Origin of the sequence: Pleomorphochaeta sp., from assembly GCF_050031695.1 — a bacterium.
Lineage (GTDB): Bacteria > Spirochaetota > Spirochaetia > Sphaerochaetales > Sphaerochaetaceae > Pleomorphochaeta.
The window spans coordinates 27,718-46,912 of record NZ_JBNAIC010000064.1; the positions used below are offsets into that span (position 1 = coordinate 27,718).

Genomic DNA, 19,195 nt, shown 5'->3' on the forward strand with positions numbered 1-19,195 from the left:
TTTCTGTTGTTTTAATTATAACTGTTAAAGGTTATTTAAATCAAGGAAAAAAATACGAAAATTTTACGTAAAATTTTTCTTGACAGAAATTAAAACTCATTATATTGTTTATTTAAGTTCAAAAACCTCAGTTAAAATACTGAAAAGTTTTTAATTAAGAAGGATTGATGAATAAAAGAAACAATAAAAGAATAAAACATGGAGGTTTTATAATGAAAAAGTTATGTAACTTATTTTTTGTGATGGTAGTTGCAATTTCACTCACTTTCGTATCATGTTCTGCTAAAACAGAAGAAAAAGCTGCACCAGTTGCAACAGAAGCAAAGGCAGAGGTAACAACAAGCGCATCCGATTTAAAAATTGGTATGTCTTTCCAAGAATTAAACAACTTATATTTTGTTGTAATGAGAGAAGCACTAGAAGATGCATGTGATTCAATGGGAGCTGAAGTATTAGTAACTGATGCAAGACATGATGTTACTAAACAAATTAGTGATATTGAAGATATGGTACAAAAAGGTATAGATATCTTACTAATTAACCCTACTGATTCAGTTGGTGTACAAAGCGCAGTTGAAACAGCTAAAGAAGCTGGTGTTGTTGTAGTTGCTATTGATGCTCAAGCATCAGGTCCATTAGATTCATTCTGTGGTTCAAAGAACTATGATGCTGGTTACATGGCTGGTGAATATTTAGCTAAAGAAATTGGTGGTAGTGGTGATGTAGCTATCCTTGATGGTATTCCTGTTGTTCCTATCCTACAAAGAGTAGAAGGTTTCACAGATGCTATGAAAAATTACCCAAATATTACAATTGTTGACAAACAAAACGGTAAACAAGAACGTTCAGTAGCTATGGATGTTACAGAAAACATGATTCAAGCAAATCCTAACTTAGTTGGTTTATTCTCAGTTAATGATGGTGGTTCAATGGGTTCTTTAGCAGCAATCGAAGGTTCAGGTAAAGACATTGCATTAGTATCAGTTGATGGTTCTCCTGAAGCAGTTGAAGCTATTAATGCTGGTGGTGCTTTCAAAGCAACTAGTGCTCAATTCCCAAGAGACCAAGTTCGTATTGGTTTAGGTATTGCATTAGCTAAATACTGGGGAGCAAATGTTCCTTCAGAAATCCCTGTAGATGTTGTACTTCTAGATAGTACTAACTCAGCAGATTTCTCATGGTAGTAAATAATTAATAGATTATTACAAATGTAGATGTATTTGTCTGCTAGAATTTATTCTAGCAGACAAAATAAAGTAATAGGTGAGAAAATGAGTGAATATATATTGAAATTGACGAATATCTCAAAGCACTTTGGTGGAGTAAAAGCTTTAGAAAATGTTCATTTGAATGTTTTAAAAGGTGAAGTTCATGCATTAGTTGGCGAAAATGGCGCTGGTAAATCTACTCTTATGAAAGTTCTTTCAGGTGTTCACCAACCAACCTCAGGAACAATTGAATTTAATTCAGAAATAGTTAAATTTTTAGATCCTCAACAAGCAAGAGATGCAGGTATTGGAATAATATATCAAGAATTTAGTTTAATTCCAGATTTAAAAGTATATCAAAATATCTTTTTAGGTAGAGAATTAAAGAAAAAAAATGGAATTTTAGATTCCAAAAGAATGATTGAAATTGCAGCTGAAAAATTAAGTGATTTAGGTGTTGATATTGATCCTAAAGAAACAGTAAGAAATTTAAGCATTGCAAAACAACAATTTTGTGAAATTGTAAAAGCTGTAAGTGATGAATTAAAAGTATTAATTTTAGATGAACCAACAGCAACATTAACTCCAGGAGAGGTTGAACAATTATTTTTATTAATGAGACGACTTCAAAAGAGAGGAGTTTCAATGATTTTTATCTCTCATCATTTAGATGATATTTATACAATTGCAGATAATGTAACAGTATTTAGAGATGGCCAATTCATTGGAACAAATATTGTAAAAGAAATAAAACAAGATAAATTAATTAATATGATGGTTGGACGAACTGTAGAACAAGAGTTCCCACAAAAACCAAGTATTGAAGAAGTAGAAAAACAACCAATTTGTTTAGAGGCTGAAGTACAAAGGTTATCTAAGTTAGAAAAACAACATATTACCTTAAGAAAGGGTGAAATACTTGGTGTTGCCGGCTTAGTTGGAGCTGGTAGAACTGAACTCTTTAGAGCATTAATTGGTGCTGATAAAGCTTATTATAAAAAAATCATCAAAAATGGAAAAGAAATCAAACTTAGAACTCCAAATGAAGCTTTAAATAATGGGATTGGTTTAGTTCCTGAAGATAGAAAAACTCAAGGCTTAATACTACCTTTTACAATAAAAGATAATATTGTAATCAACTCATTAGAAACAGAAGCTAAAGCTAAAGTATTTGAAAATAAAGAAGCTAATATCAAAAATAGTACTTCTATGGTTAAAAAAATTAATATTAAGACTCCATCGATTTTACAATACGTTTGTAATTTAAGTGGTGGAAATCAACAAAAAGTGGCCATCGCAAAATGGTTAACAACAGATTGTGATGTTTTAGTATTTGACGAACCAACAAGAGGTGTTGATGTTGGTGCAAAAGCAGAAATATATGAATTAATTCGAACCCTAGCTAAACAAGGTTTATCAATTATTATGATTTCAAGTGAAATGCCAGAAATTGTAGGGTTAAGTGATAGGGTTCTTACTATAAAAGATGACAAAATTGTTGCAGAGCTAAAAGGAAATGAAATAGATCCTGAAGTAATTATGAGTTATGCAACAGGAGGGGCTAAATAATGAAAGATGAAAAAAAGATAACAATACAGCCATTATTAAATTCAATAAATAAAGAAAAAGCTAAAGATTTATTCACAAAGCCTGCAACTTTTACATTTATTGCTTTTGTAGTGTTATGTATATTTATGGGTGTAATTTCAGATACATTCTTTGAAATTGGTAATATTAATAATATATTAAGACAAATTTCAGTTAATGCAATTATATCTATTGGTATGACAATGGTTATTTTAACAGGTGGAATTGACTTATCAGTTGGACCAGTTATGGCTTTATCTAGTACATTTATGGCCGGTGCTATGCTTTCTGGTGTTAATCCAGTCATTGCAGTTATTATCGGATTATTAACTGGATTAGTATTTGGGTTTTTAAATGGTATTTTAATTTCCTATGGTAAGCAACCAGCATTTATCGTTACTTTAGCTATGATGGAAATTGCTAGAGGTATAGCTCTTCTTTATACAGGTGGATATCCATTAAGTGGTCTACCAAAATCATTTGGTTTTATAGGTAAAGGAAGTGTTTTAGGCATTCAAACACCTGTTTTATTAATGATAATTTTATATATTGTAGCATACTTTATCTTAAATAAATTTGTATTTGGACGTTATGTATATTCTATCGGTGGTAATGAAGAAGCTTCAAGATTATCAGGTATTAAAGTTAAGAAATATAAATTAATGGTTTATGTATTCAGTGGGCTAACTGCTGCTGCAAGTAGCTTGATTTTAACTTCAAGGTTAATGAGTGGTCAACCTAATGCTGGTGTTGGTTTTGAACTAGATAGTATCGCAGCTGTTGTATTAGGTGGTACTGATATGTCTGGAGGTAGAGGTCATATATTTGGAACATTATTAGGTGCATTGATGCTTGGTGTTTTAAATAATGGGCTAAATCTAATGGGTGTATCACCATACATGCAAAGAGTTGTAAAAGGTATGATTATTATTGCAGCTATTTTCTTAAGTTCAAAAAGAGAAACAAAAAAATAAATAACAAATAATTAAGTAGGAGAAAAAAATATGAGTATTCCAAAAACAATGCGAGCTTTAGTAGCTTATAGCAAAACTGATTATAGATTTGAAGAAAATTATCCAACTCCAGTTTGTGGTGATGATGATGTTATTATTAAAACCGAGGCTTGTGGTATTTGTGCTGGCGATTTAAAGTGTATGCATGGTGCTGCAATGTTTTGGGGTGATGAAACACAACCTTCATGGGTAGAACCACCATTTATCCCAGGTCATGAGTTTTTAGGAACAATTGTTGAAATGGGTAAAAATATCAAAGGTTTTGAACTAGGTGATAGAGTTACACCTGATCAAATTGTACCTTGTGGTGAATGTAAATTCTGTAAAGATGGACATTATTGGATGTGCCAAAAACATCATATTTTTGGTTTCTTTGATAGTGAAAATGGTGGTATGGCAGAATATGTTAAACTTCCTAAAGGTTCCGTTATACATAAAGTTCCTAAAACAATTCCAATGGAAAAAGCAGTATTAGTAGAACCTTATGCTTGTTCTAAACACTGTGTAGATAGAGCTCAAATTCAATGTGAAGATGTAGTTGTATTATCTGGTGCTGGTACTTTAGGTCTTGGTATGGTTACATATGCTAAACAAAGAAATCCTAAATTATTAATAGTATTAGATTTAAAAGATGAAAGATTAGAATTAGCAAAAAAAATGGGTGCTGATTTAGTATTAAATCCTAGTAAAGTAAATGTAGTTGATGAAGTTATGAAATTAACTGATGACTATGGTTGTGATATATATATTGAAGCAACAGGTGCCCCTGCATCAGTAGTTCAAGGTATGCAAATGATTAGAAAATTAGGTAGATTTGTTGAATTCTCTGTATTTGGAAAAGAAACAACACTTGATTGGTCAATTATTGGTGATAGAAAAGAACTAGATGTATTAGGTGCTCATTTATCTCCATATTGTTTCCCTTATGTAATTGAAAAGATTGGAGATGGTACATTAAAAACTGATGGTGTTGTAAGCTCTGTTTTCAAAATTGAAGAATGGGAAAAAGCTTTTGATTATGCTACAGGAAAATATGGCGATTATAAAGTTGCTTTAACTTTCTAATATTAAGAAATTAAGTTTATGCTTTATTAACTAAATATAGATTAATAAAGCATAAAACTTATATAAATGTGCTAATTAATTGGATTAATTATATGAAAGAGTTAAAAGAATTTCTTCTTACCATTATAAAAGAAGCTGGAAATATAGCATTAGAATATTTTAATAAAGAGATTGAAAATAAATCTTTTAGTAAAGGTTTAGGAGTAGATGTAGTTAGTAATGCTGACATAGAAGTTGAGAAATATTTGAGGGGTATAATAAAAAATAGGTATCCACTTCATTCAATATTAGGTGAAGAAGAAGGTTTAGATAACGGTAATGATTATAAATGGATAATTGATCCAATTGATGGGACTGTTTCTTTTTTACATGGGCAACATCATTGGGGTGTATCAATAGCCTTATCAATTAACAATGAAGTTGTCTTAGGTGCTCTTTACAATCCTGCATATAATTATTTGTTTTTTGCAGAAAAAGGTAAAGGTGCTACTTTAAATAATAAAAAAATAAATCCAAGTTTTGTAGATACATTAGATAAAGCATGTGTTTGTACAGGTTTTTGTTGTCTTAGATCTCAATGGAAGAAAAATAATTTAGAGATATTTAATGATGTCGCAAAACAAGTTCAAGGTATTAGAAGATTAGGTTCAATTGCAAGTGATATAGCATTTGTAGCATGTGGGAAATTAGATGCATGCTGGGAAATGAATGTAAATTTATATGATGTAGCGGCAGCTTTATTAATTGCAAAAGAAGCTGGCGCTATTGTATGTGATATGGAAGGAAAGGGGCAAAATGTAATTAATTTTCCATTAGTCACAAATCCCTATTTAAAACAACAAATGTTAGATATTTTTGATAAACATGAAATTCCTTTTGAAAACAGGAGATAAATAATGGATAAAAAATCAATAGTAAAAGTTATTGAAGAAGGTAATTCAGTATTAGGAATTGAATTAGGTTCAACTAGAATAAAAGCAATATTAATTGATGAAACAAATACCCCAATTGCATCAGGAAATTTTGATTGGGAAAATTCTTGTATTGATGGGATTTGGACTTATTCATTAGATGATGTAGAAATAGGATTAGCTTCTTGTTATAAAAGTCTAAAAGAAGATGTTTTTCAAAAATATGGAGTTGTATTAAAAAATATTAAATCAATTGGTATTAGTGCTATGATGCATGGTTTTATAGCAGTTGATAAAGATAATAATTTATTATCCCCCTTTAGAACTTGGAGAAATAATATAACATCTGATCAAGCTTCAAGATTAATAAAATTGTTTAATTATCCTATTCCACAGAGATGGAGTATATCTCATTTATTATATTCAATAGAAAAAAATGAAGAGTTTTTAAATAAACTAGATTTTGTTTCAACTTTATCAACATATGTACATAGATTATTGAGTGGTGAAAAAGTTGTAGGTGTTGGTGATGCTTCAGGTATGTTCCCAATTGATATTAACACAAATGATTATAATCAAAATATGGTTGAAAAGTTTGATAATGAAATTATTAAAAATAAGTATAATTGGAAGATAAGAGATGTTTTCCCTAAAGTATTAGTAGCAGGAGATGTTGCTGGAAAGTTAAGTATTGAAGGGGCTTCTTTACTTGATAAAGATGGGGATTTAAATAGTGGATCTATTATGTGTCCTCCTGAAGGTGATGCTGCAACAGGTATGGTTGCAACAAATAGTATATCACCTAGAACAGGTAATGTTTCAGCAGGTACTTCAGTTTTTTCAATGGTAGTATTAGAAAAAGAATTATCAAAAGTTTATGAAGAAATTGATTTAGTTGCAACTCCAGATGGGAAGTTAGTAGCAATGGCACATACTAATAATTGTACTAGTGAATATGATTCTTGGATTAATTTATTTAAAGAAGTAATTGAATCAACAGGTTTCTCTATAAAAACAAGTAAACTATATGACGATTTATTAAATCTAGCATTAGCTGGAGATAAAGAATGTGGAGGCCTTTTATCTTATAACTATGTTTCAGGAGAACATGTAACAGGTTTTTCTAAAGGTGCTCCTTTATTTGTTAAAACCGTAAATTCTAATTTTAATTTAGCTAATTTTATGAGATGTCAATTATATTCTTCTCTTTGTTCGATGAAAGTAGGATTGAATATATTATTTGAAGATGAAAAAGTAAATTTAGATTATATAAATGGACATGGTGGATTTTTTAAAACAGAAGGTGTAGGTCAAAAAATAATGGCAAGTGCTTTTAATGCACCTTGTGCAATCTTATCAACAGCTGGTGAAGGTGGTGCTTGGGGGATTGCTATATTAGCAGCTTTTAGTGCAAAATCTAAACAATTAACTTTAGCAGATTTCTTAAATAAAAAAGTATTTAACGAATCAAATGTTAACATCGTTACTCCAGAGAAAGCAGATGTTGAAGGGTTTAATGAATTCTTTAAAAGGTTTATTAAAGGTCTTTCAATTGAAAGAGCTGCTGTAGATATCTTAGCATAAAGGGAAAATAATGAATAAAAGTTATTATATTGGATTAGACAATGGTGGAACATCAACTAAAGCTGTTCTTTTTGATAATAAAGGGACTGAAATATGTTCTTCAAGTAGAATGCTAGAGATGTTAAGAGTAGCACCACTACAAACTGAAAGAGATTTAAGTGAATTATTAGAAAAGAATTTAGAATGTATTATAGATGTTGTAAATAATTCGAATATTAATAAATCCTTAATTAAAGCTATATCAATTAGTGGTCATGGTAAAGGATTATATCTTTGGGGCAAAGATAATAAACCTGTTAGAAATGGGATAGTATCGACTGATAATAGAGCTACAGATATAGTTAAAAAATGGGAAGAAGAAGGTGTTTGTGATAAGATATTTAAAACTAATTATCAAAGTGTTTTAGCTTCCCAACCTGTTTCAATTTTAAAATGGTTGAAAGAAAATGAAATTGAAAATTATAATAATATTAAATGGGTATTCGAATGCAAAGATTACATTAGATATTGTTTAACTAATGAGGCTTATGCTGAAATAACTGATTATTCGGGCTCAAATTTACTTAATTTATCAACAAAATCTTTTGATAAAGATTTATTAAAAACTTTTGGTATTGAAGAAGTATTTGAAGCATTACCTCCTTTAAAAAAATCTAGTGATATATGTGGGCATTTAACTAAAGAGATTGCAGAAAAAACTGGATTAAGTGAAGATGTTGTAGTTGCAGGAGGCATGTTTGATATAGATTCTTGTTGTATTGCAATGAATGTAACTGATTCAAAAAATCTTTGTGTAATAGCTGGAACTTGGAGTATTAATGAGTATATTTCGAAAGAACCAGTATTAAACCATAGTGTAATGATGAATTCCTATTATTGTATGGATGACTATTTTTTAGTAGAAGAATGTTCTCCAACATCTGCTGGTAATTTAGAATGGTATATTCAAAACTTTTTAAATAATGAATTAATAAAGTTAAATAATAAAGATAAAAATATTTATAAAATGTGTGATGAGATTGTCTCTTCTATAGAACCTGAAGATAATGAAGTATTCTTTTTCCCATATATATATGGATCAAACTATAATGCAAAATCTAAAGCATGTTTCATAAATTATGATTCTAGAGATACTGTAGCAAATTCACTTAGAGCTGTTTTTGAAGGAATAGTTTTCTGTCATATGGTACATATTGAAAAGTTATTATCTAATAATAATGAATTAGAAACTATAAGATTAGCAGGTGGTGCTGCAAATTCTAAAGTATGGCTACAAATGTTTGCTGATATAACAAATTATCCAATAGAAGTAGTTGATATTAAAGAACTAGGAGCTTTAGGTGTTGCAATGAGTGCTGCAGTTGCTTGTGGTGATTATAAGAATTTGAGTGAAGCTGCAAAAAATATGTCAAAGGTTGGAGAGATAACATATCCAAGAGCAGAAAAAAGAGAAATTTATAAAAGAAAATATGAAAAATATAAAGAGATTTCTAAAACATTAAATCAACTTTGGTAATAGGTATAATATATGAACAAAAGATATAAACTAGGGTTATATGAAAAAGCTATGCCTAATGATTATGGTTGGGATTCAAAATTTATGTTTGCTAAAAAAGCTGGTTTTGACTATATAGAAATGAGTATTGATGAGAGTGAAAATAAACTATCTAGACTTGAATGGAGTAATGAAAAAATACACCAATTAGTTAACATTGCAAATTTTGAAAACATGAAGATTGGATCAATTTGTTTAAGTGGGCATAGAAAATATCCATTAGGTGGTGAAGATGAAAAAACTTCTTTAGATATAATGGAAAAGGCTATTAATTTTGCATTTGAAGCAGGAATTCCTGTTATTCAATTAGCGGGGTATGATGTTTATTATCAAGAATCATCTAGTATAACTTTAAAAAGATTTGAAAAAAATCTTAGGTATGCTACTAACTTAGCATCTCAAGCTGGTGTTGTTCTAGGTTTTGAAACTATGGAAACTCCATTTATGGACACTGTTGAAAAAGCTATGAACTATGTAAATAAAATGCAATCAGCATATTTAGGAGTCTATCCAGATATAGGTAATTTGAATAATTCTGCATTAGCTTATAATCATTCTGTATCTGAGGATTTAGAAAAAGGTAAAGGTCATCTTATTGCTCTACATATAAAGGAAACTGTACCTAAAAAATATAGAGAAGTCCCTTTTAATACAGGGTGTGTAGATTTTAATACTATATTAAATAAGGCATGGGACTTGGGAATTAGAAGATATGTTACTGAACTGTGGTATGTTGGTAATGAAGATTGGCAAGATAGAAATAAAGAAGCTTCATCTTTAGCAAGAAATATATTAGATAAATTACAATAGTGAGATAAAAATGTATAAAGAGTTAAAAAAAAGAGTTTTAAAAGCAAATTTAGATTTACCGAAATATGGGTTAATTACTTTCACTTGGGGAAATGTAAGTGAAATAGATAGAGAAAAAAATGTAATAGCAATAAAACCATCTGGTGTAGATTATGATAATATGAGTATTGATGATATTGTAATTTTAGATATTGAAGGCAACATTTTAGAGGGTAAATTAAAGCCATCATCTGATACTCCAACTCATCTTGAAATATATAAAGCTTTTAATAATGTTAATGGTATTGTCCACACACATTCAACTTATGCAACTTCATGGGCTCAAGCTAAACGAGATATTCCTTGTTATGGAACAACTCATGCTGATTATTTTTTTGGTAGTATTCCCTGTACTAGAAGTTTAACTAGTAGTGAAATAGAAGATGAATATGAAAAAAATACAGGTGTTTTAATTGCTGATAAATTTAAATATATAGATCCAATAGCAGTTCCTAGTGTTTTAGTTCCTAATCATGGTCCATTTTCTTTTGGTAAAGATGCTATTAATGCTGTGCATAATGCTGTTGTATTAGAAGAAGTTGCTAAAATGGCATACTTTAGTGAAAACATAGAAAAAAATATAAAAGAAGCTCCCAAAAATATTCAAAATAAGCATTATTTTAGAAAACACGGAAAAAATGCTTATTATGGACAATAATCATAGTATTAATAAGGACTGTTATAATGACAGTTCTTTTTATATCTTGCTGATTTTATCAAGAACATATAATTTATTGTTTTTAAAATTTGATTTTAATAGTATTATAAAGTAAATGTAAATGAGGAGATATAAATAATGTTTGATGACTTAAAATATGTAGGTAATAAAGATCAACTTTTTAGTGTTAGAGAAGTTAAACTAGTTGAAGGTAAATCTAACAATGTAAGAATGCTTGAAGTTAGTAATAGTTCAGGACTTTATTTTGAAGTTAATATTGATAGAGGATTTGATATTCCAACTTTAAGATATAACGGGATAAATCTTAATTATATTTCTCCTTGTGGTAATGTTGCCCCTGCATATTTTGATGATAAAGGATTAGGCTTTTTAAAAAGCTTTAATGTGGGGTTTCTTACAACTTGTGGTTTAAAATCAATAGGAACACCAACAACATTAAATAAAAAAGATTATGGCCTTCATGGCAATATTTCTAATATTCCATCTGATCATTATTATTATAAATTTGATAATGATGAAAAGGGAAGTTTTGTAGAATTAAATGGGACTCTTTTTGATAGTGGTATTTTTGAAGATAAGCTCAGATTAGATAGAAAGATTAAATGTTATTATAAAGAAAATAAATTAATAATAGATGATACTGTAACAAACGAAGGATATAATAAAGCTATTCACAATATTTTATATCATATGAATTTTGGGTATCCACTTTTATCTGAAGATAGTGAAATGTATCTTGAGAGTGAAAAGGTAACTCCTCGTACAAAAAGAGCTGAAGATTTATTAGATATGTATAAACAAATCGAAGAACCTAAAGATGAGTATGAAGAAGCATGTTACTATCATAAATTAAAAACTAATAAAGATGGTGATGCTGTATTTGGTGTATTCAATCCTAATATCAATATAGGTGTTGCAATAAAGATTGATTGTGATACTTTAGATAACTTTGTTGAATGGAAGTTGATGAAGAAGAAAGATTATGTTTTAGGTCTTGAACCATCAAGTAATTTTATAGATGGTTTAAGTGATTTAGATAAGAGAGGCTTGTTAAAATATTTAGATGCACAAACAAGTATAAAATATCATCTAGAGGTACAAATAATTGAAAAAATAAATGAATTTGATGAACTTTTTAATAGCTAATATAAAAGTTGATTAAAATTATAATAACCTCCATAGAAAAATAATAAAATTTATGACTTTGGAGGTTTTATTGTTTAATAAAGGTTTTTATATTTTCTATTTTATAACTTTTATTATATAACCACAAAGATATTCGCTTTCTGGGAATGAGAGACGGATTGGATGATCGCTTGCTGCATTTAAGCTTTCTAAAACTTGGATTTCATAGTTATTATCAATAGCTGCCCAAGATAAAATAGTTTTAAACATTTCAGGAGAAATAGCTGAAGAACAAGAAAATGTTGCAATTATTCCACCATTTTTTATTTTTTTCATTGCAACTCTATTTAAATCTTTATAAGCTCTTGAAGCCCCCTCAACTTGACTTTTTTTCTTAGCCAATTTAGGTGGGTCTAAAACCATAACATCGTATAAATTTTCTTCAACTACTCTCAATTCTTCAAAAATATTACAAACTTTAGTCTCAACTTTCTCTCTTGAACCTTCACTTAAAATTTTATTGTTAATATTTATGTGTATATTTTTCAACAGAGATTTGAGTGCTACATTTGAGGAATCTAAAGCGTCTACATGTTTAGCGTTTGCCTTTAAAGCATGGAGTGTAAATCCTCCTGAATAAGCACAACCATCTAGTACAACTTTATCATTACAGTATTTTTCAATTTTTAATCTGTTATCTCTTTGGTCACAGAAGAACCCACTTTTTTGTCCTGTTCCAGGTATAATTTCATATTTAATACCTTCTTCTAAGAATTCAATAGGTTCAAATTTTGTTTCAGGATGGAAATATCCATCTTTATTATAATAAAGAGTTTCTTCTTTCATTCTTTCAAGACCAGAAAAGTTCTTATCAGTATTAATGATTATTAATCTTGGTTTTAATGTCTCATATAAAGTTTCAACTACAATATCTCTAATTGCTAAAGCACATCTAGAGCTAATAATTACTCTAATAAATCCATTATAGTAATCAGCAACAATTCCAGGAATAAAATCTGCTTCAGAAAAAATAATTCTAAAAGCATTAGTATTATTAAAATTAATAACATTCTTTCTTTTAATAATTGCAGAAGTAACTTTATCTTTCCACCAAGAAGTAGATATTACTTCATTTTCTTTCCAAGAAAGAAGGTGAATAGGAATATGTGATAATTTATCATAATACCCATATGCTATAAAATTATTATTTGAATCTAATACTGTGCAAATTGATGGGGAATCACAATTTAATCTGTCTATTGCACCTGAAAAAACCCAAGGGTGATGGTTTTTAATTTGTTTTTCTTTACCCTTTTTTATACTAATAGTGTTCATAGTTCAAAGAATAGAGTTTTTTCTTTTAATTGTCAAAACAATAGTTGATTAAATAAATACAGTTGTTAATAATAACATTATGGAAAAAGTTGCAATTAAAGGAGTTCTATTTGATTTAGATGGGACTTTACTATATACACTTGAAGATATAAGAGCTTCAGTTAATGTTCCTTTGGCAAATAGAGGATTAGAATTACTAACTATTGAAGAGTGCAGAAAAAATGTTGGAAATGGGTTAAGAAATACTATAAAAGGTTGTTTTTTAGATCGTGGATATATAGCAAATGAAAAAGAGCTGGATATTGCTCTTAGTGAATTGCATGAATATTATAATCAAAATCCCGCTAAATATTCTAAGCCTTATGAAAGAATTATAGATTTTTTACAAGATATTAAAATTCCTTTTGGAATTCTATCTAACAAAGACGATAAAATAGTTCAACAAATAATCCCTATAGTTTTCCCAAAAATTAATTTTAATTTTATTTCTGGGGCAAAAAATGGTATATTAAAGCCAAGTCCTAAAAGTGTAATAGAATTTTGTAATCAAGAGAACATAAATACTAAGAACTTATTATTTGTTGGTGATAGTGAAGTTGATTATAATACAGCAGTGAATTCAAATTGCCAAGTTGCTTTAGTGACTTGGGGATATAGAGATAGAGAAGAATTAATTAAGTTTGATTCTTTAATAGTAGATACAGTAGATCAATTACGGAGGATTATTAATGAAAATTAATAAGGAAGAAATCTTAAAAAAGGCACAGGAATATATAAGTGCTGAAAAGAATGAAGTATTTAGAAAAGAAGTTGAATTATCAGTTGAAAAGGATGATATTGATGATCTTTATGACAGATTTTATACAACTTTAGCCTTTGGTACAGCTGGAATGAGAGGTGTTATTGGTGGTGGTACTAATAGAATAAATACATTTATGGTAAAAAAAGTATCACAAGGTTTAGCATCATATTTAACTTCGAAGATAGATAATCCTTCAATTGCAATCGCATACGATTCAAGAAACTATAGTAGTGATTTTGCTAAAGCTGCAGCTTTGGTACTAGCTGCAAATAAAGTAAAAGTATATTTGTATGACAGTCTTAGACCTGTACCAATGTTATCTTTTGCCCTTAGAGAGTTAAAAGCAAGCGCAGGTATTGTTATTACAGCTTCTCATAACCCAAGTAAATATAATGGTTATAAAGTATATTGGTCTGATGGTGGACAAGTTACTCCTCCTCATGATATTGGTATTGCTGATATGGCTAATAATGTGAAAGCTGTTGATATCAAAGATGTTGAAGAAGATAAGGCTAGAGAAAGTGGATACTTAGTAAGTGTAGATTCAAAAGTAGATGAAGCTTATTATAATATGGTGATTTCTTCTATTAGAAGAAGAAAATTAGTAGATGAATCTAATATTACTGTAGCATATACACCTTTACATGGTTCAGGTAATGTACCTGTTAGACATATGCTAAAACAATTAGGGATTAATACTGTAGTTGTAAAAGAGCAAGAATTACCAGATGGTAATTTCCCAACTGTAAAATTACCTAATCCTGAAAGTGCACAAGCTATGGAAAAAGTAATTGAGTTAGCTATTAAGGAAAAAGCTGATATTGTTTTAGGAACAGATCCTGATGCCGATAGACTAGGAATTGCTATTCCTAAAAATGAAGAAAAGAGTGAATATCAATTATTAAGTGGTAATCAAATTGCAACTTTATTATGCGATTATTTATTAGAAACTAGCAAAGAGCAAAATAGAAAAGGTATACCTTTTGTAGCAAAAAGCTTAGTTACTACAGATTTAGTAAAAACAATTACTGAACAAAATGGTGGGGAAGCTAAAGATGTATTAACAGGTTTTAAATACATTGCTGAACAAATTAAGAGTCTTGAAACTAATGATGAAAAATATTTCTTATTTGGTTGTGAAGAAAGTTATGGTTTCTTAAGTGTTCCTCAAGTAAGGGATAAAGATGCAGTTTCTACTACTGTATTAGCAGTTGAGATGATGTGTTACTTAGCTAGTAAGAATATTACTTTACAACAAAGACTAGATTCTATTTATGAAAAGTACGGTTTTAGCACAGAAGTAGTATTTGCAAGAGATTATGAAGGTGCAAGCGGAAAGATTGAAATGGATAGAATAATGACATCTTTCCATAACATCAAAGTTGGTGATACTTTAGTTAATAGAAAAATAGTAAGTGTTGAAGATTTATTAAATGAAGGAACAGGTTTCCCTAAAGCTAATGTAGTAATAATTAAATTTGAAACAGGTGAAAAACTAGTAATTAGACCAAGTGGAACGGAACCAAAAATAAAATATTATGTTTTCTTAACTGGAGAGAGAGACGAATTGACTATGAATTTAGATAAAATAGTTGATGAATTTAAATCAAATTTATAGATAAATATAAAAAGGTGCACTTTTTTCTTTTATTATTACTTATATAATTATATTATGTATGTAAGGAGCAAAGAAAAATGGTGTACCTATATTATTTAAAGAGTTTAAAACCTATTCTACTCAATCCTTATTTTAAAAATAAAGAAATTGGTGAGCTTGATAGTGAAGAACCAATTACAGTTTATAGCGCAAATACATTAACAAAGGAAGATATTGAATATATAGAAAATCAATGTTTTTTAGAAATTGATACTAGTGTAAATTTATGGATTCAAGAAAAAAGATATTATCGAAGATTAATAGCTTCTGCTTTTGCATTTTTTATAATGTATTTCTTTTTATCTTTAGTTATTCGCGATCCAATCCCTTTAGTTGATGAAATGGTTGGAAGTTTAGCTTTTGCAATTTTTGCTTGGTGGTATTTTTCAAAACAGGATGTTAAGAGCGCTATTGCTAAAAAAAAGAAATTAGAAATTAAAAGACAAGTTAATAAAGCAACATACAATGAATTAGATATACTAAATAATATTGAAGCATATATCCATGAATTACAATCATGTGATAATTTAGATATCGCTGATGCATTAACTTTAGTTGAGGGCGAACTTGATAAAATTATTATAAATGAAGAAGACAGTTTAATTTCAGATAATATTTACTCAATATTAAAGAATAAAATGTTTTCTATATATCCTTCATCAAAAGCATTGTTCAATAAAGTAATTAAAGTACAAGAATCAAATGAAAAAGATGAAGCCTTAAGTTCAAAATTAATTGAATTTGGCAAAAATGATAAATTTGGATTAATTTTAATTGCTCTATTAATAGCTTTAAAGAAAAATAAGGCAAAATAGAAAGGAATGCAGTTAGTATAGTAAATGAGAATTTATAATACTAATTGCTTTTTTTATGCAAAAATAATAACTCGTTATTATGTATTATTTCAAATAATAATTATATTTTATTTGAGTTATAATAATAATGAGATTCTTTATTGTCCCATATTATTTGTAATAATATCTTTTTTAATTATATCAATTCTAAATGTTATTGGATCGAAAAAAGAATATATACTCATTGTTAGTTTTGTATTTATTTTTTATTTAATAGTATTAAATTTAAATTCTGAACGAATATTTAATCCATCTTTTGCACCTGATGATATTAAACAAATAGAAGGGTATGTAATAAAAGACCAAAGTAAAACTAAATCAGATTCTTACTATTTAAGGATAAATTGTAAAAAAGGTTATTTGAGTGATAAAACTTCAATAAGTATTAAAGGGCAGACTTCTTTATTAGTAAAAGATGATTATAATTTATTATTTTTAACTCCTATTAGAGCAAGAGTTGAATATTGTGATGATATAAATTTATACAAAGTTAAAGACATAGAAATATTATCTAAAACTACGAAATTAAAGTCTTTTCAAAAAAAAGCAGTTTTTTATGTACGCGATAATCGTAAATATTTAATACAAAAAGTAAAAACTTATTTAAAATGTCCATTATCAAGAATGTTGATATTAGGAAGAAGTGATCAAGAAGGCTTTATATATAAGCAATACGCGCTTTCTCTAGGTTGTGCACATTTATTAGCTCTCTCTGGTATGCATTTATCAGTGATATCTATGTTCTTTATTTTTTTCTTTTCTAAGATTATAACTAAGAAAAAAGCAAAGTATATTTCTTTAATTGTATTATCTTATTTTTTATATATTACAGGATTTATACCAAGTTTAATTAGAAGTTATATCATGTATTTATTAAATATAATTATTAAAGAAAGTGAAATAAAAAAAGAAAAATTATTATTATTTACTGCAATGATACAAGCCATTATCTTTCCCTCTACTTTTATTAGTGCGGGGTGTTTATTTAGTTATGGTGCATTGAGTGCAATCTTTATATATTCTTCGATATTTAATATTAATAATTATATATTAAATATGTGTTTAACTACAGTTTTTGCCATTTTAATTACTTATCCATTATCAATCTCTTTAGGTGGTAGTTGGTGTATTTTTTCAGTTGTTTTAGCTCCTTTATTAACTGTTTTTATTACATTAGAAATGATAATATCTTTAATTGTTGTAATTAATTCTGTATTAGTTGATTTTGGGCTTTATTATAATTTTAGACATATATTTAGTTTTAAAGAATCAATAATAAAGCTATTTATAAACTTAATTAAGGAAGTTAATTATTATTTACAATATTTAATTCACTATAATGAGAGATTGATTAGAAAAATATTTGAAATCTTTGATAAAATTAATCATAAAATGCCAAAATTGCTAATTAGTTATAAAGGTTATCTTATCTTTGCTATAATAGTATTGACCTCTACTATTGTGTATTTGTATTCTAAGGACAGCCAAAAAATAGGAGCAATGCAATAGATGAGTTGGAATTTCCAATATGAAAGTAAAAGTGCAATTGTTGAATTGTTAGAACTAAATGAATTAGCAATGAGTAAGAAGTTTGGACAAAACTTTTTACTATCAGAAGATGTAAGAAAAAAAATCGTAAATTATATGAATCTTTCTAAAGATATGAAGGTTTGGGAAGTAGGTCCTGGTATTGGAGCAATTACTAAAATAATTTTAGAAAAGGATGTTTTTTTAACAGCTTTTGAAATTGATCATGGTTTTTGCCGTTTATTAGCAAATCAAGCTTTTGAAGATGAAGGAAAGTTTAGATTGATTGAGGGAGATGCTCTAAAAACAACATTAAAAACTTTTAAAGAAGAAGGTGTTCCTGATGTTGTTTGTGGTAATTTACCATATAATGTTGGAAGTGTTTGTATTGCAAAATTATTAGAAAATAAATGTCATCCCAAAATGATGGTATATACTCTTCAAAAAGAAGTTGCACAAAGAATTTGTGCAGAAAGTGGTAGTAAGCTGTTTTCTTCATTTTCAATTTTGGCTCAAATAGATTATGAAGTAAATATAGTAATGGATATTAATAATCAAGCTTTTTATCCTGTTCCAAATGTAATTAGTAGTGTTATCGAAATGAGAAAAAGAAAAAACTCTTTAGTAGATGATGAAATTAGAGAAACTTTTATTATGGTCGTAAGAGACCTTTTCTCAAAAAGAAGAAAAACTATAAAAAATAATATAATAAGTGGAAAATGTGGCAAACTTTATGAGAAAGAAATGCTTATTAAATCAATTGAAAATACTGGGATTTCTTTACAAGCTAGAGCTGAAAAATTAAAAATTAGCGATTTTGTCGAAATTGCAAGGGAAATTAGCAAGTTAGCTAAGTAACTTCTAAAGTTAAAGGCCTATAGCTCTTCTTATGACAAGACATCTTTATAGCACATTTCTTTACTATATATAGAAATGTGCTCTATTTTTTTAGAAATATATAAAAATTTCTATTTTGTTATATTCTCTATTGTCAGAAACTTCTTTTATGCTTATAATATAAATGCTTATTTAGATATAGAAAGTAATTAGGAGAAGAAAGTGCGTAAAATTATTACACTTATGGCTTCTTTATTAATTGTTGCGCCTGCTTTTATTTTAGCTGTTGAAGTTTTATAAATAGAGTAGAAAATGATTAATAGAGAATTAATTGAGTTAACTTAAAATTAACTTAGTTTTAGTTTAGTCTTAATTAAAGGAAAATTAATTATATCTTTTAGTAAATAGGGACGATTTAATTGTTCCTATTTTTTCTTCACTATAAAAAATTTTGTATTTAAAATTTGACTAATCATTTTTCATAGGATAGTATTTCTTTTATGAAAAGTATGAAAAAGCAACCAGTAACTCTAAGACTCTTATTATATATTATTTTTTCAATTAGTGTATTAATACCTGTTGTTTGCTTTATTGTGGTTATTCCTTC

16 protein-coding genes are annotated in these 19,195 nt (G+C 28.1%); 15 read left to right on the plus strand and 1 reads right to left on the minus strand.

Features of this window, described 5'->3' with window-relative positions; translation table 11 throughout:
- Window positions 1–212 precede the first annotated feature (212 nt).
- The 10 genes from ACPKM0_RS11320 to ACPKM0_RS11365 all read left to right on the plus strand — a co-directional run bounded on the left by ACPKM0_RS11320 (window position 213) and on the right by ACPKM0_RS11365 (window position 11,597).
- Window positions 213–1,184 (plus strand): ABC transporter substrate-binding protein, encoded by a 972-nt coding sequence (locus ACPKM0_RS11320; protein ID WP_472476044.1) that lies wholly within the window; start codon window positions 213–215, stop codon window positions 1,182–1,184.
- A gap of 87 nt (window positions 1,185–1,271) precedes the next feature.
- A complete protein-coding gene (locus ACPKM0_RS11325; protein ID WP_472476045.1) occupies window positions 1,272–2,777 on the plus strand; it encodes a sugar ABC transporter ATP-binding protein in 1,506 nt (501 codons plus the stop codon).
- Complete coding sequence (locus ACPKM0_RS11330; protein ID WP_472476047.1) at window positions 2,777–3,769, plus strand: ABC transporter permease; 993 nt, start codon at window positions 2,777–2,779, stop codon at window positions 3,767–3,769. The genes ACPKM0_RS11325 and ACPKM0_RS11330 overlap by 1 nt, the downstream gene beginning before the upstream one ends.
- Window positions 3,770–3,799: 30 nt before the next feature.
- Window positions 3,800–4,873, plus strand: coding sequence for an alcohol dehydrogenase catalytic domain-containing protein (locus ACPKM0_RS11335; RefSeq protein WP_472476049.1), 1,074 nt, complete (start codon window positions 3,800–3,802; stop codon window positions 4,871–4,873).
- Window positions 4,874–4,965: 92 nt separating this feature from the next.
- Complete coding sequence (locus ACPKM0_RS11340) at window positions 4,966–5,766, plus strand: inositol monophosphatase family protein (protein WP_472476051.1); 801 nt, start codon at window positions 4,966–4,968, stop codon at window positions 5,764–5,766.
- A gap of 3 nt (window positions 5,767–5,769) precedes the next feature.
- Window positions 5,770–7,368: a xylulokinase gene (locus tag ACPKM0_RS11345; protein ID WP_472476053.1), complete on the plus strand. Its 1,599-nt coding sequence runs from the start codon at window positions 5,770–5,772 to the stop codon at window positions 7,366–7,368.
- Window positions 7,369–7,378: 10 nt separating this feature from the next.
- The gene (locus ACPKM0_RS11350; RefSeq protein WP_472476055.1) at window positions 7,379–8,884 is read left to right on the plus strand and encodes an FGGY-family carbohydrate kinase; all 1,506 of its coding nucleotides are present in this window, start codon (window positions 7,379–7,381) and stop codon (window positions 8,882–8,884) included.
- 12 nt (window positions 8,885–8,896) lie between these two features.
- Window positions 8,897–9,733, plus strand: a complete 837-nt coding sequence (locus tag ACPKM0_RS11355; RefSeq protein ID WP_472476057.1) for an L-ribulose-5-phosphate 3-epimerase — start codon at window positions 8,897–8,899, stop codon at window positions 9,731–9,733.
- 10 nt (window positions 9,734–9,743) lie between these two features.
- The gene (locus ACPKM0_RS11360) at window positions 9,744–10,430 is read left to right on the plus strand and encodes an L-ribulose-5-phosphate 4-epimerase (protein ID WP_472476059.1); all 687 of its coding nucleotides are present in this window, start codon (window positions 9,744–9,746) and stop codon (window positions 10,428–10,430) included.
- Between the two features lie 138 nt (window positions 10,431–10,568).
- Window positions 10,569–11,597 carry an aldose 1-epimerase family protein gene (locus ACPKM0_RS11365; protein ID WP_472476061.1) on the plus strand — a complete coding sequence of 343 codons (1,029 nt, stop codon included), beginning with the start codon at window positions 10,569–10,571 and terminating at the stop codon, window positions 11,595–11,597.
- 96 nt (window positions 11,598–11,693) lie between these two features.
- On the opposite strand, the gene ACPKM0_RS11370 is transcribed toward ACPKM0_RS11365, so the two are convergent.
- Window positions 11,694–12,911, minus strand: coding sequence for a class I SAM-dependent rRNA methyltransferase (locus ACPKM0_RS11370; RefSeq protein WP_472476063.1), 1,218 nt, complete (start codon window positions 12,909–12,911; stop codon window positions 11,694–11,696).
- 79 nt (window positions 12,912–12,990) lie between these two features.
- On the opposite strand from ACPKM0_RS11370, the gene ACPKM0_RS11375 reads away from it, so the two are divergent.
- The 5 genes from ACPKM0_RS11375 to rsmA all read left to right on the plus strand — a co-directional run bounded on the left by ACPKM0_RS11375 (window position 12,991) and on the right by rsmA (window position 18,609).
- Window positions 12,991–13,650: an HAD family hydrolase gene (locus ACPKM0_RS11375; protein ID WP_472476064.1), complete on the plus strand. Its 660-nt coding sequence runs from the start codon at window positions 12,991–12,993 to the stop codon at window positions 13,648–13,650.
- Window positions 13,640–15,331: a phospho-sugar mutase gene (locus ACPKM0_RS11380; RefSeq protein WP_472476067.1), complete on the plus strand. Its 1,692-nt coding sequence runs from the start codon at window positions 13,640–13,642 to the stop codon at window positions 15,329–15,331. The genes ACPKM0_RS11375 and ACPKM0_RS11380 overlap by 11 nt, the downstream gene beginning before the upstream one ends.
- Before the next feature lie 77 nt (window positions 15,332–15,408).
- Window positions 15,409–16,185 (plus strand): hypothetical protein, encoded by a 777-nt coding sequence (locus ACPKM0_RS11385; protein WP_472476069.1) that lies wholly within the window; start codon window positions 15,409–15,411, stop codon window positions 16,183–16,185.
- A 111-nt stretch (window positions 16,186–16,296) separates the two neighbouring features.
- A complete protein-coding gene (locus ACPKM0_RS11390) occupies window positions 16,297–17,733 on the plus strand; it encodes a ComEC/Rec2 family competence protein (protein ID WP_472476070.1) in 1,437 nt (478 codons plus the stop codon).
- On the plus strand, window positions 17,734–18,609 hold the full coding sequence (gene rsmA, locus ACPKM0_RS11395) for a 16S rRNA (adenine(1518)-N(6)/adenine(1519)-N(6))-dimethyltransferase RsmA (RefSeq protein ID WP_472476072.1): 876 nt from the start codon (window positions 17,734–17,736) through the stop codon (window positions 18,607–18,609).
- The last annotated feature ends 586 nt before the right edge of the window (window positions 18,610–19,195 follow it).

Bases quoted from the DNA above. Each gene is read 5' to 3' on its own strand.
- ACPKM0_RS11370 (WP_472476063.1), bottom strand. From the start codon at position 12,911: ATGAACACTATTAGTATAAAAAAGGGTAAAGAAAAACAAATTAAAAAC.
- rsmA (WP_472476072.1), top strand. From the start codon at position 17,734: ATGAGTTGGAATTTCCAATATGAAAGTAAAAGTGCAATTGTTGAATTG.
- ACPKM0_RS11365 (WP_472476061.1), top strand. From the start codon at position 10,569: ATGTTTGATGACTTAAAATATGTAGGTAATAAAGATCAACTTTTTAGT.
- ACPKM0_RS11375 (WP_472476064.1), top strand. From the start codon at position 12,991: ATGGAAAAAGTTGCAATTAAAGGAGTTCTATTTGATTTAGATGGGACT.
- ACPKM0_RS11385 (WP_472476069.1), top strand. From the start codon at position 15,409: ATGGTGTACCTATATTATTTAAAGAGTTTAAAACCTATTCTACTCAAT.
- ACPKM0_RS11335 (WP_472476049.1), top strand. From the start codon at position 3,800: ATGAGTATTCCAAAAACAATGCGAGCTTTAGTAGCTTATAGCAAAACT.
- ACPKM0_RS11355 (WP_472476057.1), top strand. From the start codon at position 8,897: ATGAACAAAAGATATAAACTAGGGTTATATGAAAAAGCTATGCCTAAT.
- ACPKM0_RS11350 (WP_472476055.1), top strand. From the start codon at position 7,379: ATGAATAAAAGTTATTATATTGGATTAGACAATGGTGGAACATCAACT.
- ACPKM0_RS11345 (WP_472476053.1), top strand. From the start codon at position 5,770: ATGGATAAAAAATCAATAGTAAAAGTTATTGAAGAAGGTAATTCAGTA.
- ACPKM0_RS11320 (WP_472476044.1), top strand. From the start codon at position 213: ATGAAAAAGTTATGTAACTTATTTTTTGTGATGGTAGTTGCAATTTCA.
- ACPKM0_RS11340 (WP_472476051.1), top strand. From the start codon at position 4,966: ATGAAAGAGTTAAAAGAATTTCTTCTTACCATTATAAAAGAAGCTGGA.
- ACPKM0_RS11325 (WP_472476045.1), top strand. From the start codon at position 1,272: ATGAGTGAATATATATTGAAATTGACGAATATCTCAAAGCACTTTGGT.
- ACPKM0_RS11360 (WP_472476059.1), top strand. From the start codon at position 9,744: ATGTATAAAGAGTTAAAAAAAAGAGTTTTAAAAGCAAATTTAGATTTA.
- ACPKM0_RS11380 (WP_472476067.1), top strand. From the start codon at position 13,640: ATGAAAATTAATAAGGAAGAAATCTTAAAAAAGGCACAGGAATATATA.
- ACPKM0_RS11330 (WP_472476047.1), top strand. From the start codon at position 2,777: ATGAAAGATGAAAAAAAGATAACAATACAGCCATTATTAAATTCAATA.